Origin of the sequence: Nocardia sp. NPDC058633, assembly GCF_042717045.1 — a bacterium.
Taxonomy (GTDB): Bacteria; Actinomycetota; Actinomycetes; order Mycobacteriales; family Mycobacteriaceae; genus Nocardia.
In genome coordinates, this window is record NZ_JBHXRA010000012.1 from 172186 (window position 1) to 187303 (window position 15118).

Sequence of the window (15118 nt, forward strand, 5' to 3'; positions counted from 1 at the left end):
CAAAGCAAGAAGACTCGATCCTGATATCCGCAAACCGGGCCTTTGGAAACCAGAAGACCTCCGTCCGAGTCCGCTACCGTTGAGTGATGGAGTCACAGGGGGGTACCAGCTACCCACTGATCCGCCGCAGTGTGTGCTACGACGCGGTCGTACTGGTTCCCGGAATCATGGGAAGCCGCCTGTACGACACAGAGAACAACTGCTGGGTATGGGGCATGGAACAGGTGGTTCAGTACTCGTTGAGGTGGCGACATCGACGAGGTTTGCGAGCACTGCATGTCACCGACGCGGAGCGCGAGGGGCGCACCGGACGGATCAAGGCTTGCGGCCTGCTGGAGGCACCTGCGTGGGCGCCCTTCCTACGAGGGCAGGAGCCGTACCGGGATCTCGTAGACGGATTGCGGACCGCAGTCGCCCACCCCGATGCCATCATGGAATTCGCCTATGATTGGCGGCTTTCCGTCGATCACAATGCCACCCTGCTGGCACGTGCCGCGAATGACCATCTGGCGGCCTGGCGAAAGCACCCAGCCTACGACAAGGCACGACAGGCGGACCCTGACGCGCGGGATGCCCAGCTGGTCATGTTGGCCCACTCCATGGGAGGCCTGCTGTGCTGGGCGATGGCAGGAATATCCGGGGCGTCCGACGACGTACGAGCCACCCTGACCTTCGGCACACCATTCCAGGGCGCTGTCAAGACGACGGAGATGCTCAACTCCGGACGGGGCGCACCGGGGCTTCTGTCGCGCAACCATGTCGGCGAACTGGCCAGAACCCTTCCGGGACTACACGATCTTCTGCCAACCTACCGATGCCTGCAAGGACGCGATGGCCTCTCCGCATTGACAGTCAGCGACGTTACCGCCATCGGTGGCGACGCCGACCTCTCGAAGGAATCTTTCGAGAGATTCCGGCGACTCGCCGACACCACCATGGTCGGGCACCGGCGGTTCGTCGGCACCGGGCAAGAGACTTCGCAGAGCCTACGCATGGTCGACGGAACAGTTCTGCCGATGAACTTCCGAGTCCGTCTAGGTCCCGACGGCGCGGTGGTCACTGACCCCCGGACGAAACGCCCGATCGCGGACAACCACAAGGGTGACGGCACGGTCTACCGGTACGCTGGCGATTTTCCCGGTACCGAGGAGAACACCGTCGTCCAGCAACATCAGTCGCTGGGCCGATCGAAGACGGTGGTCGACGCGGCCTATGGCTTGCTCACACATGTCCCGGAGCGCGAATTCGTCCTCGGTCAAGCCGAACTCGGCCTAGTCGTCCCTGAATTCGTTCCCGTCGGCGAACCGTTCGACATCGTCGCCACAGACGTCACCGAACCCGACCGCGTGAGCTGTCGTGTCGAGAACACTGGCAGTTACGACGAAACAGTAGCGCGGCCGACGCTCTACCAGCGAGACCACGACGACCAGGTGGTAGACACTGTCACCATCCACCGGCCGGGACTGTACCGAGTTGCGGTCAGCGGTGGCGCCGAACCGGTCACACAATTGGTGATGGTCGATCGGCTCGATATCGATGACAGCGATTAACCCGACCCCTAGCACCGCATCGGACGACCGCTCGAACCGATTCGATGTCGTTTTGCTGCCACACGGCGAATACCGAGACACCCAGCGGTACCCGGAATTCGATGCCGATACCGAGGCATCCGCTATCGCGGAGCTGCTGAACCAGCTCGGTGGCGAGGGTCACGTATGGGAACCGAGAGGAGGACTGCGAGACCTCTCGGCCACCGTCCACCGATTGCAAGAGTGGTCAGGGCGGGCGAGCGGGCGAAGTTCAGTTCTCGTCTGGATCGGACACGGACCGTCCAACGCGGATTCCGCGTCGCTGATCGTCAGCGGTGCGAGGGGTGAGCGTGAGGACCTCGATCTACAGCCCGCCATCGTGGCGTGGCACATTCGCCGCGAATATGCCCGACGACGTGATCGGCGCGACTGGGTCATCGTCGTGGTCGAGGCATGCTCAGCGGCCGCGTTCATATCCGAGGTTGGTCTCGAATTGCGCAAGACGCGGGGTCTCGAAGGGATTCTATTGCTCGGCTCCGGTGGCGACCAGAGCAGCGGATACCTTGCTCGGTTCCGGCGAGCGCTGGCGGAGTGGATCGACGAGCTGCAGCCGACCGATACTGTCATTCGCCTCGCGGACCTCCACACTCGGTTCGAGGAGTCGCTCGTACCGGGTCTGGTCGATAAGTTCACGCTTGCGCGCAGCCACCCGATCGTCCGACCAACTCGATTGCCAGGTTTACAGACCTCGGTCGAGGCCTTCGCCGAGCTCACCCGGATCGTTGAAGGCCTACCCGCACCGCAGCGGATCACGTTCGCACGCATGGGCAGCAACGCCGATCTCGGTGAGGTCGCTTGGCATTTCGTCGGCCGCGACCACGAACGAGCCGAGATTGCGACCTGGCTGGCCGGCTCCAATCATGGAGTCCTGGCTGTCACAGGCCCGCGCGGCGTCGGGAAATCAGCGGTATTGGGGAACCTGTTGCTGCATTCCCGCCCAGAGCTGGCTGGAGTGCTGGACAAAGCTGGATTCTCCAGCGGACTATGGCCGAGGTCCGGACGTCCGCCGACAATCGACGCGTCGGTCCATCTCGCTGGAATGACCGTGGCGGAAGTCATCTCGAGTCTCGTCGATGACCTGGGGATTTCCGCGCCAGGAGCTGTCCCGGAGCAACCGCGCCACGACATCGTCTCCGCGTTGGGCGAGGTGGGTCTGGCTGCCGGATTCACCGTCCTGGCAGATGCTCTCGATGAAGCCGCCGAACCGATGGGGGTGGCCGCGCTGTTGAACGAGATCGGTTCGCTCCGCGGCGTACGCGTCGTGGTGGGTGTTCGAACACCGGAGTCACGTCCACAGCAGTCCGCCGGTGATCCGACTCTGCTACGCCAACTCGGGTTGGGTCACCCGCATGTTTGCGATCTCGTCATCGCCTCCTCGAACGAGCTTATCGCCGAATACCTGGAGCGGCGGATGGCCGGTGCGGGCGTCGCCGAGGCCGACGTCGGAAAGGTGCTCGGGCTCGTTCGGTCCGTGCAGGCCGGACACACCGCAGGACTACGCACCTTCCTCGACGCGAATCTGGCTGCGCACGCCATCTTGTCCGACCGGGAGATACTTTCCGAGAAACGGACAGACGAGCTCGTCGAGCTGCTGTCTTCAGACTACGAGCGCCTGTTTCGCGCCACCGTCGACCGATTGACCGACCGGATTCCGAAAGCGCGCTGCGCGTTGGAGGCCCTCGCTGTCGCCCAGGGGAGAGGTCTGCCGATGGCGGGGCAGATCTGGGCTGCGTCGGCGACAGCGCTGTACGGCGAAAAAGTCACCGGCGCTGACATATCGGCGGCGCGCTCGGCTGCCGCCCCCTACATCTTGCTCGATGTCGAAGACGGCCAGAGTGTGTATCGGCTGGCCAATCAGGCGCTTCGTGAGGCCCTGCAAGCATCTGCAGTCTCGACAGCCCCTGCGGAGAACGCGGCGAAGGCGCTGTTGACAGTCGCGACACAGGCGGGTTCGGATCTCAATCCCTATCTTGTGCGGCATCTCCCAGCTCACCTCGCAGCCTTGGGAGGAAAGGGTTGGGACCTGGTGGCCGAGCACCTCGATGTGCTCGATCGGCTGGATGCTAGGGCCGTCGCCTTCTACGCCATGAGAGACGGCGATACATACGCGCTTCCTCCGGCAGTAACCGGCACGATCGCGACGGCCCACTTGGCCGTTGATACCGATTCGAACCGCGCCGGCCTACGCGAACTCGGATCCGCACGCACGACCGGAGTTCCTCCGGCCACGCATTACACCGAGGATCAGGTCTGGAGTGTCCGCTGGGCACATTTGGCTCACCACTCGCTGCACCTCACACTGAACGCCCATCCCGGCCAAGTCAGGACGCTGGCGGCATTCCCGTCCGGCTCCGGCACGCTGCTCGCCACCGGGAGCAGCGATGGACTGGTACGGGTGTGGGATCCGCTCACCGGCAATCTCGCCGCACAGGCACCCGTGCCCCACGCCGGGGCCATCACCGCTCTGGCAGCGTGCGGAACGCCAGCGGGAGGCGCGGTGGCAAGTTTCGGCGCGGACATGGTGGTCCATGTGTGGAACTACGCGACCCGTCAACCGATGTGTGCCCCATTTCCGGTCAAGGAGAACATCTCAGCGCTGTGCTTGATCGCCGAAGATGATCAGCCGATACTTCTGGCCAGCGGCGGGTGGAACGGTCGAATCCGTTTGTGGAGCCTGGATTCAAGTACACCGACCTCCGCCCGCCCGCCGAATCACGACGGTGCTGCGGTGTCCGCCCTGCACACCTGGGTCGACCCCACCGGAGTGCTTCGGCTGGTCTCGGCTGGAGCCGACCTCTTTGTGAATATTTGGCGCCACGACGGAACCGACGCTCCGCTCCGCTGGCGGTGTCCGATCCCGTTCTCGACCGTAGCCGTATTTTCGGACCGAGATGGCGGGCTCAGAATCGCGACCGCTGGTAAGGACTCGACAGTTCGATTGTGGGACAAGGACTCCAGGCAGATCGGGCAGCCGCTCTCGGCGCCGCTCGTGCGTGTCTTGACCGTGCTGAGATACTCCGACCGCTCGTTGCTCGCCGCCGCCGGAGCTGACGGCGTTATCAGGCTGTGGGATACCAGCACCGGCGATACGGTCGGCGCTCCGCTCACAGGGCACGCGGGTGAGATCACCTCGATCGTGGCGGTCAGCCACTCGGACGGCCGCGTCGAACTGGCCACCGGAGGGCTCGATCGCACCGTACGAGTATGGGACCCCGTCGGGAATGGTCAGCTTGATCGCCCTGTGACAACCGCATCGGGTGGCCACCCCACGATGCTTGCCGCAGTAGCCTCGAGTGCGGGAACAGTCCTCGTCACAGGCATCGCGGCCGGGATCACCCTGTTCGATGCGACAAGCGGGGAGGAGCTCTCGCGGCCACGGCCGATGCTCGATGAGCCGATCTGCGCGCTACATGCGTCGTCCGCGCTCGGCACGAAATTTGTGATCGGAACGGAATCAGCGTTGTGGCTGTCAGATCTGGCGGACGTCAGGATTTCGTGCCTTGCCCGTACCGAGTCGATCTGTGCAACAGCATCTTTTGACAACGGAGGGGGAGTCACTGTCGTTGTCGCCTGTGACGACGACGGCGTGGCCCACCTATGGGATGCGTCGACCGGGCGCGAGGCCCGGCCATCGTTCGCCGCTCACAACGGACGCGTTCGCACGGTGGCCGCGGGGCACGACCAGGCGGGGCGCGCAATCTTGGCCGTTGGCGGCGACGATCATACGGTTGCCGTATGGGACCCGTGGACCCCGAAAGCTATCGCGCCGCGACTGACCGGCTTCGGTTATCCAGTGCGTAGCCTCACGTTCCTGACAGGCCGAGACGGAACGAAACTCCTCGCAGCAGCGGATCGCGAGTGCGTCCTCACCTGGAATACCGAAACGTGGCAACGATCCGGCTCCGCCCTGGACGGCCTCCAGGAATGGATCGTCGCCCTGGCGGTACTGCCCAGCGGCGGGGGCGATCTGTTGGTCGCGGGAACCGACGACGGAATGGTGTGTGTCTGGGATCCGATTGCGCCCGAGCCGAAACATTATATTCCGCTGGGCTCCCCAGTGCTGTCGATGGTGGTACTCGGCAATGACTTGGCCGTCGCGACATCGGACGGCACTGTCGCACTCCGTTGGAATCCGGCCTGGTTGAACAAGGAGAACTTATGACATCTGAGGCGATCAGCCAACATGAACAGTACAAGGCTCTCATCAATCGGCTCTTCTGTCGGAAGTCCGCGCCGTACGGCGGGTTCGACATGATCGGCGGTCCGACCATTGTGGCGGCAGACACAATGGTGCGGGCCCAGCTCATCCGCAAAGGAGACGAGCTGGGTCGGTACGAGCTCCAGTTGTTCGACGGAGTTGAAGGTTTCGCCGGGGATCTTTGGGAATACGGTCTGCACAGTCTGATGCGGCTGGACGCGTTGGACCATCCCGCCCTCCCCCGGATCGAGAACGGCGCTTTCGACGTCTCCGAACGTATAGCATTCACGCTGACGGACTATCCTGGCGAGCCAGTGAATCTCGACGAGACCATCGAATGGGCGCGCACGAATCCAGCCGCAGCCTGGGAACAATTCAGTCTCCTCATAGATGCGCTGAGTGAATTGAACGGCGCGCAGGTGCTGCATCGGAATCTGACTATTGCCTCGTTGCGCTCGTATCATCCGGACGATGGCGACCGCGCTCTGCGCCTGTGCGGTTTCGAGATGAGCACTCTAATCGGCGACATTCTCCGCCGGGGTAGCTATCGCGAGCAACGGGAACGAGAACGTCTGCGGGAGTTGTACTTACAACCACCGCCGAACCTGGAGCGTGCACGGCACTACCTGTACTTTGCACCAGAATTGCACACCTACCTCTTCGACAGCCGAGCCGACGGTAGGCACGAGTGGGTGACAACCGATGTCTTCGGATTGGGTGTTCTCGGATGGGAACTGTTCGTCGGCCCGATACCGGAGCTACTCCCCCAACCGTATGCCGCCATGGCTGCGGCGACAGGCTCGGACATCGCTGATGCCCTTGCCCGGATGCACCGCGAGATGCGGTCCCGCCTGACCAGCCAGGGCAACTTACCGCGGGCCCTCACAACGCTGCTGGTGTCGATGCTCGACAGCGATCCCGTCACCCGCACAACTTCGTTCGACGCAGCGACCGCCATAGCCAAGAACTGGGAAATGTTCAGCGAACGTGACGAGACTACGCTCCCGGCACCGTACCTGATCGCCTTCATGCCAGACCTGTCCGTCGAAACGCTCTATACCGAGCGGCATTGGATCGCGCACCCACCGACGGAGGCCGCCGGCCGAGCCGAACTCGCGACGTTCTTGGGGAAGGAACTGGCAGGAACGGAATTGGTGCATTGCCCGACCGGGGCGATCGGCTACGTTCCGCCCCGTTATAGTGGCGATACTGCACTGGAAGATGCCCAGTGGGTCCTCATCGGTGCGCAGGCAGTGTGGTTCTGCGCTCCCCTCAAGGAGTGGATCGGCGAGCAGGAGATCGTCGACGACCGAATCCTGGTGATCAGATTTCTCGCCGATCGCCCGTTCGCCCGAGATCTCATCGGCAAGCGACCTCGGCGAAGAGTGAGCTCATTCGAGCTGATCCCCTTCCGGCTTCGCACACCGATTCACAAGGATCGCACCGGCCATCCTTCCTGGAAGTCAATGTTCGACGGAGTCACCTCGACCAAGCGTAAGCACCCAGCCGATTTCGAGTTCGTACAATCACTTCGGTTCCTCCTGGAATATCAGCAGACCGAGACGGTGGCACGCTGCTATGCCTTCCATAGAATCGACTCGGCGGAACGCGGAACGGTTGTGATCGAATTCGACTCCGCACGTGACGATCTCCGTCGACACGGTTCGCCGATGTTGACCTACTTCGCCATTGACCATCGCCGACGGCCGATGTTCGGCGACTTCTTCGATCAGCTCGACCCTGGGGACAAACCTATCGTTCAGCTGGAGATTTCACGTAGCGGGCGCAGGCCGGACTTTCGCCGGGCCACCATCGTGGTCGACTTTGTCCGCCGACGCAGCGCGACCGAGATCGAGGTGTCGACGCTTGGCGGTGACCGGATACCTGCACATGGCTGGATACGCGCAACCTCCGACAGCGGAACCGCCCCGCAGTTGCGACGACAAGCCCGAGCGCTGATCGATCTGGAGAACAAGACCGCATTGATCCGCGCGCTACGCAATCCCACGTCCATCGACTTCAGCCGTGGAAGGAACTACTCCGGACCGCCGGAGACGCTGCAGGGAAACGCGGAGACTGTGATAGGCAAGATGCTTGCACTACAGCCCTTCTACGCTCTTCAGGGGCCACCAGGCACGGGCAAGACCATGGTCGCGTCGGAGGCTCTACTTCGGTACCTGACGGCAGATCCAGGAAGACGGGTCCTGGTCACCGCACAGGCCAACTTCGCGCTGGACCACCTCGGCCTCGAGCTGATCAAGAAGCTCCCGAAACACACACTTGTGCTGCGCTGGACATCCGACAGTCTGGATACCGACCCAGAAGGCGCAGGGACAGATCCTTCGGCAGCCACCGCTGGCCGCCGAAGGATCCACGAGGATCTCGTGCCGCATGTGATCGAACGCCTCACTCACCGCACGGTCGCCGATATCGAACGCGAAATAGCCGCGCGGATGGACGGATCGATCTCTGCCGAGGAGTCGTGGTCGCCGGAGGAGTTGCGGCTTGCCAAACAATGGGCCCAGATCGTTCGGGATGACCGGATCGAGTTGTCCGATCGCATCATTGCCGGAGCGAACGTGGTGCTGGCTACGTGTTCGATGGCAGCGAAGCTGCGGAGTGATGTGCCGAGTTCCGGGGAGCACTTCGATTGGGTGATCGTCGAGGAGGCTGCCAAGGCGTGGCCTACGGAACTCATCGTCCCGTTGACCCTCGGCACACGGTGGACGCTGATCGGAGATCATCGCCAGCTCGGGGCGCATCGCGCACATGACGTCGAGAATTTTCTCGATGGTCTGTCGACAGCCTCCGACGATTCTCCGGTCAAAGCCCATTTTCAGCAGAAGGCGATGCGCTTGGAAACACTCAACCTGTTCCGCACCTTCTTCGAGCGCGAGACCGAACCGCTGTCGCCGGACCAGCTCGCGCGGCGACCATGGGACAGCTTGACCAAGCAGTTCCGTATGCATCCAGATATCGCAGAGCCGGTTGGGCGGTCTTTCTACCCGCTAACACCACCGCAGGAGGATGCGGACGATCTGCCCATGAGCTTCCTCACCACCGGTACGAAGCCTGGATGGAATCCGTCACACAGAATCACCTCACCGACCGAGCTCTGTGAGCGTCCGCTGGTGTGGATCGACACGAAGGGAGCGGAGACTCATCGGCAGATACCACGCTGGAGCAATCCAGGCGAAGTCGAACTGGTCGCCAAGCTCGTCGAAACGATCCGTCCACAATCACTGCCCGCCGGCGCCGAGGGCGAGAACAGCCTGGTTGTCCTGACACCCTATGTCTCCCAAGTACTTGCTCTACGGCGCATGGGCGAACTGGCCGGACGAGTGCACACGGTGCACTCGTTCCAGGGGCGACAGGCTGATCGAGTAGTGGTATCACTAGTACGCACCGGACCCGCGCGCGGAGCGACGGTGATGTCGAATGTCGGGCACGTGGGTCAGCCGGAGGTTGCCAACGTACTGTTGTCCCGGGCGCAGCGGTTGCTGGTGCTGGTCGGTGACCTGGAGCACTTTGCGGAGTACGGCGGCGAGTGCTGGACCACTATCGTCTCGACCATCGAACGATACGGTGCTGTGGTCGGGATCGATGATCTGGAGTGGCTGTGAACGGCGTTGTCGAACTGGCGATCCCGTGCCGGCAGGTGATCCTGACAGTCGATGTGGGCCACGAGGCGGACTTCACCAGCCTCGAGGAGTTGGTCGCGCGGGCCTTGTTGGTGCCACGGGCACAAGTGAACGGTGACGAATACCCTCAACATCACGATGCCACAAGCCTGTCGGCTCTGTTCGCCGTGCCGCACCGGGTCATGATCAACGTGCTGCATACGTTGTGGAGTAAAGGCTATATCTGCATCGACTTCGACAGCGGAGGTCGGCTGAACCTCGCCGAACATGCGCTGGAGCGCCTCACCAAGCACCAAACACTCCAGGATGCTTCGGTCACCCGACAGCGAAGATTGTTTCTGTTCGAGCCGATCACCGGCCGCATCTTCAGCGTAGACCAGGGTGATTCCCGACCGCATGAGGGCAGTTTGATTCTGCCTCGGGTATCGGGCTCAGAGGAACGTGATCTACCGCCGACCGAGCTCCTCCGGGCCGTACAGCGAGCGTTTCGGAGTGAGCGACGCTGGGCAGGTCGTCGCAACATCCTGCGCGTGGGTTTCGGCAATCCGATACTGCGCGAGCCTGCGAAGGACCTGTGGGTTCACGAGATCGCGGACGTCCGGCTCGACTCGGAGTCCGGTCGGCTGCACACGACTATTCGCAACGACCTGTTGTGGGGCCACACCGCAGTATGGCGACTGAGCAACTATCTTGCCGACCTAGTCCTCGAACAACCGCCAGAGTTGCCGTTCGTACAGTCATTGACAGCCAACGCGAGGATGGACCGCACCGAGGCGGTCAGCGCAGAACGGACGCTGGCAGCTATGCGGTCGGTGGTGCACGAACTCGCGGACATCGAGGTCAATTCAGCTGACACGCAACAAAGGGTCTTGACCAGGCTACTCAGTCGGCTGTCTGAACGGATTGATGTCTTGGACCGGGCACGCGCGGAAGTGACACCAGTGCACCGTGCCGCCGGTTTCGCATGGCAGATAGAGGAGTTGCTACGCACGGCCCGAACGCAGGTCGTATTCCTGGTCCCCGAGGTCAGGTACAGCACACTGCATCCTCTGTTGCCGTTGCTGCGAGAGACTGTGGACCGAGGCATCCGCCTGGTTCTCGTCTGGGGACGTCGAGCGGGAGCCGCACTCGACGTCCCGGTCAGTAATGCCCTGGTGGAACTCGCCCAACGTCGAGGCGGTCCTGTGCTCTACTCCGCGACCAAGAGCGCAGAGAGCAGCGCGTGTGCTGTGATCAAGGACAACACCCATGCCCTTGTCAGCTATCGCAGCGTCATGACGATGGACCTAGCCGGACAGGCGAGCGACGTTGGCGTGGTGATCAGCCCGGGCTCGGATGGGCCGAGAGAACCGGCGGCAGTCACCGAGATGCTGCGTTGGGCGTCCGACCGGCTACCGGGGTTGTTGGGCAGGCGGATGCTGATGCGCGCGGAGGACTTCCAGCCCGCACAGCACGCGCGAACGCATGCGACCTCCACGACCAGCACTTTGCACCCACCAGGACTCGGATCCGACGCCGATCATCCGGCGCTGAAACTCTGGGCACAGAAGTGGGCGGAATGCTGCACGATCATGGGCGATGAGCTGCGCCGACGCTACAGCAGCGGATCGGTGGCCGAATTCCTCTCAGGCGGTACACAGTACGACGCGATGTGGGAGGCGCTTCACGCCGCCGAGCGCGACATCGTCATCTCGTCCGATTTCGGCGACGGTGGCGGAGCTCTGCTCGGTGTGTTGCGCGAACGGCTCCGCGCGGGTGCCGCCGTTCAAGTCGTCTACGGACCGGACCACCGATCCACGGGACGCCCCTCGATCTGCGGCCTCGGCTCCGAGAAATACACCACCGCTCCTCGGATTCTCAGTAGACAACCGGCAGCAAATGTGGTGTGCGCCGACGACGTAGCAGTGATCGGATGCTTCGTACCGTTGGGGGCCTCGATCACCCGCGCAAATGCACATTCGCGCGGAACGAACGGATTCGGTCTGCGAATCACATCACATGCCTTTCCCGCCGAGATCGCCGGCGCTGTCGGATGCGGGTTCAGAAACGAACGGCCCGCCGGAGATACGGATGAGTCCAGCCCAGTCGGCACACGGACGAACGGCCGGTCAGCAGCGCTGCTCGTCCGCGCCGATGCGCTGCGGCACAAGGCTTCGGGCCGGTTCGGCCATGTGGTCGGGGCGCGGATAGCCGAGCTCGATCAGCCGTGGACCCTGCTCGACGCCTGGCGGGAATCGGGGGTGCCGTCCGACGAACTTCGGGCGGCGGCAGCGGCATTCGTCAGAATTGCCGAGCCCGGCTCGTCAGAACGGATCACCTGGACGCGGTGGCTGCTGGAGGACGCCTGGGCGCGCGGAGCGTTTGTCGAGGCCGCGGTGCTAGCGGGCGCAATCCGACATGATCGGGATTCCCCGTTTGCGCCGCACGCATGGGTCGCGGCAGCCGCGTTGGAGGTCCCGGTCGGTGCCGAACTCGACAATGCGGCGCTGGAGTTGTCCTTTCAGGAGCCGAACGAACAGATCGGCGGTGTGGCTGGTGCACTAGCGGAGACTCTGCTGTGGTCTGGCCACAACGGACCCGGTGCGACCGAGATTCTCCAGGAATCGCTGCCGGATTCTTGGCGGACAGTCGCAGACCACACCGCCCGTGTGGCCGCGAGTACATGGTCGAGGGTTCCACTATCGGAAGCTCTGCCGCTGTTGACCAGCTCGAGAAACTGGCTGAATGCCCGAGCACGATGGGAGACGATCGCTTCCGAAATCGACAAGATCAAGCGGTTGAATCGGTTCAGCTTTTCGGTCGGCGTGGCACTGCATCGCAGGTTATTCGAACCCGACGGGTTGCTGACGATGATCGAATCTGCTTCTCTGAGTGCTGACTCGGAACGCAAACTCTCGGCGTCGGAGCTCCCGAAAGACGTGCGCGGCTATCTCGACGACGAGATAGCCGCTATCGGCGCGGAGCCGATGGAGTGGTCGCGGCAACTGGCGTTCGCAAGGAGCATCGAAAGCATCGTGCTCCAGACCCGGATGCTGCTCGATTCCGGTCCCCGATCAGAAACCGCAGCACGCCACGACCTGCTCCTTGCGCCGTATTCGGAATTGGCGAACCTGGTCCTCGATACGAGGGATGCGCTCTATACCGACGCCAATGCAATACCCCGCCCACATGCGTATCCGGTACTCGCCTTGCTGGATCGACTCCAGCCGTTGGCGACCTGGGCGAAAGTACGCCGATGACTCAGTTGCCGATCAGTGTGTTAGCAGTCTGGCCGGGCCGGTTCCGCTTCGTGGAGTTGCTGATCGTGCTCACAGAGTCGCCTGATTCTGCCAGCACGACCGCTGTGGACGCAGTGCTCGCCGGGCTCATCGCCGGTCAGGACGAACCGGCAGTCTTCGATGAATTGGTGGCTGCGGGGAGGTTCGAGGTCGCATCCAGGATGGTCGAGGAGTGCCCGGGGTTCACCGACGACGCCACACGACTTCGAAAGTGCATTCACGACGCTCAGGAAGATCGCCGCGGCGAACTCGAGGTGCGCCTACGGGCGCTGTCGGAACGCGCTGAGCACGCAGGGGTGTCATTCGTGTGCAACATCGACTGCTGGATGGACGTCTGCGGGTCGGATTGGTCAAAGGTCGAACGCGACCTTCGGAAGCTCGAAGACCAGCTGTTGACGGATATCGATAGTCGCCGCACCGAGCTCCGAGCTCTGCACGCCATCGAAGCGTCTCAGCCTGCCGAAAGGCAGGTCTACACAGCATTGATCGATGCCGGACACCTTCGTGCCGCACAAAGGATGCTCGACAGCGGTGCGGCACCGACAGGTCCGGAGGCTGCGCCACGCCTGTCCCGGTGGGAGTGGACTGACCCAGCAGAAGAGGTACTGCGCTGGTACACCGATGCGCCACAACGTCGCCCGATGCGATTCGAACGCCTCAACCGACGCGACACGGCGGCCAATGACACGGTCGAAGCCTGCCAGCGGCTGTGGGACGACATTGCGGGTGCAAGTTCGGAAGTAGCCATCGCGTTCAACAGCCTTCTCGGCGCGGACCGGGATGCTATCGTCGTTCATCCGGTAGCAGGCGGCTCCTTGGCGACTTTGCACAATCTTTTCGACCACCCGCAGACGCGCCGTTTCCATCCCGGCGGCACAATCGAGGTCTACGTCGCTGAGCGCGGAACGACGCACGTTCCAGACGAGTTGGTCACCGCGACACCGTACATTGCACTCGGACCTGATCTCGTGAAGTCGAGGGCAGTGGGGCGAACCGCTGTCGCGACGATCACGCTGCGCGACTTGCTGCTGCTGGTCGCGCAACCCGCGCAATATCGGTCGGTCTCGGTACTCCGCCTGGCCGCGCGGCAATGGCCGATAGCAGCCTTGTCGGCCGACAGCCCCGTACGACTGGAAAAGATCTGGGGAAACAATGAAGGTGATCGGTTCTCGACTCTGTGCTGGCTATTGGACCTCGCGGGAATCGGGGACACTGTCGCTGCCGACATGATCGCCTATCAAACCGGACTGGATTCCGGGTTGACCGTCCAACTGCTCGACTACCTTTTGCAGCGGGAGAACCGCGGGTTGCCGATAGCAGCGGGCATCGGAATCTGGGCCCGCGACGGTGGAAACAGGGATCGCGTGGCAGCGACGATTCTGACGCCGATCAGTCGGTCTCCTCAGGCCGTACTCGCATTCTGGGCCGCCTACACAGCGCAGGCCGAAGGAATGAGCCGCGCGTCCGATGCCGCAGCCCAACGCGACGATGAGGTAGCTGCCGACGCGGTGCGTGCGGGATGGAACGAACTGGAGACACTGTGGCTGTTGAACAACGAGCCGGATGGTGCAATTCGGTTCCGATCTTGTGGAGCGCTCGTCGCGTTGCGCGATCTGGCGCCCGCCAAGCTTGAGGAGGCCCAGAGGGAGGTTCTCAAGCGATCGATCGCGGTCGACGCCGATAGCCTCCGACTCGATAGGTGGGTTCAGCATCGACATGCGCTCAGCCCCGCCCGCGAGGAGTATCTACGATTGGTCGACGACCCAACCGTCGCCGCCATCACCCGCATGGCCGTCTGGGACCGTATGCACGCGCAAACTGCAGGAATTGTCGATGTGCATCCACGCCTCACAGGACGAACAGATATCGACGCGGTATTGCAGGCAATGCGAAGCGACTTCGTCGCCACCCATAGTGATCTCCATCTTGTGGTGGACAACGCATCAGGGCTGACAGTCGCGGTCACAGCAGAATTGCTCGCATTCGTCGTGTTCGAACTCGTCGACAACGCGGCAGAAGCAGTGCGCGACAGCACCGGCCGGGGCACCATTTCCGTTTCGGCGCGCGCTGAGGAGGGGGATGTCATCCTAACTGTGCGTGACAGCGGCCCTGGGTTCGGCCGTGAAACAGAAAGTGCGTACCGCTTTCTTCGCAAGGGGGTGGGAACACGAGGTCCCGGCCGCGGGAATGGGCTCTACCAGGTCCGCCAGCTTGCGCAATCAGTCGACGGCGACCTTTTCCTGGACTCCGGGCCCCAAAACCATCCTGTGTTGTCCGGCGCCCGGATACGCGTAGTGCTCCCCGCCGGCTGAGGAAAATCACGTTCAGTCGGCAGGTGGACCGAGCCATGGGGTCCCGTCACACCCAGCGGGGCCGCTCGCCAACGGATTCAGCGCTAGTCTTTCTGTGCTG

General features: G+C 62.9%; 5 protein-coding genes. All 5 read left to right on the plus strand.

Translation table 11 applies throughout. From position 1 onward, the window contains the following. Positions 1-215 precede the first annotated feature (215 nt). Genes ACFWUR_RS18000 through ACFWUR_RS18020 form a run of 5 tightly spaced genes read left to right on the plus strand, consistent with a single transcriptional unit; the run spans position 216 to position 15018 of the window. Positions 216-1550 (plus strand): hypothetical protein, encoded by a 1335-nt coding sequence (locus ACFWUR_RS18000; protein ID WP_378908222.1) that lies wholly within the window; start codon positions 216-218, stop codon positions 1548-1550. After that, a complete protein-coding gene (locus ACFWUR_RS18005) occupies positions 1537-5751 on the plus strand; it encodes an NACHT and WD repeat domain-containing protein (RefSeq protein ID WP_378908223.1) in 4215 nt (1404 codons plus the stop codon). Before ACFWUR_RS18000 ends, ACFWUR_RS18005 begins: the two co-directional genes overlap by 14 nt. Further along, positions 5748-9410 (plus strand): AAA domain-containing protein, encoded by a 3663-nt coding sequence (locus tag ACFWUR_RS18010; RefSeq protein WP_378908224.1) that lies wholly within the window; start codon positions 5748-5750, stop codon positions 9408-9410. The genes ACFWUR_RS18005 and ACFWUR_RS18010 overlap by 4 nt, the downstream gene beginning before the upstream one ends. Beyond that, positions 9407-12667 (plus strand): hypothetical protein, encoded by a 3261-nt coding sequence (locus ACFWUR_RS18015; protein ID WP_378908226.1) that lies wholly within the window; start codon positions 9407-9409, stop codon positions 12665-12667. Before ACFWUR_RS18010 ends, ACFWUR_RS18015 begins: the two co-directional genes overlap by 4 nt. After that, on the plus strand, positions 12664-15018 hold the full coding sequence (locus ACFWUR_RS18020) for a sensor histidine kinase (RefSeq protein WP_378908227.1): 2355 nt from the start codon (positions 12664-12666) through the stop codon (positions 15016-15018). The genes ACFWUR_RS18015 and ACFWUR_RS18020 overlap by 4 nt, the downstream gene beginning before the upstream one ends. Positions 15019-15118 lie beyond the last annotated feature (100 nt).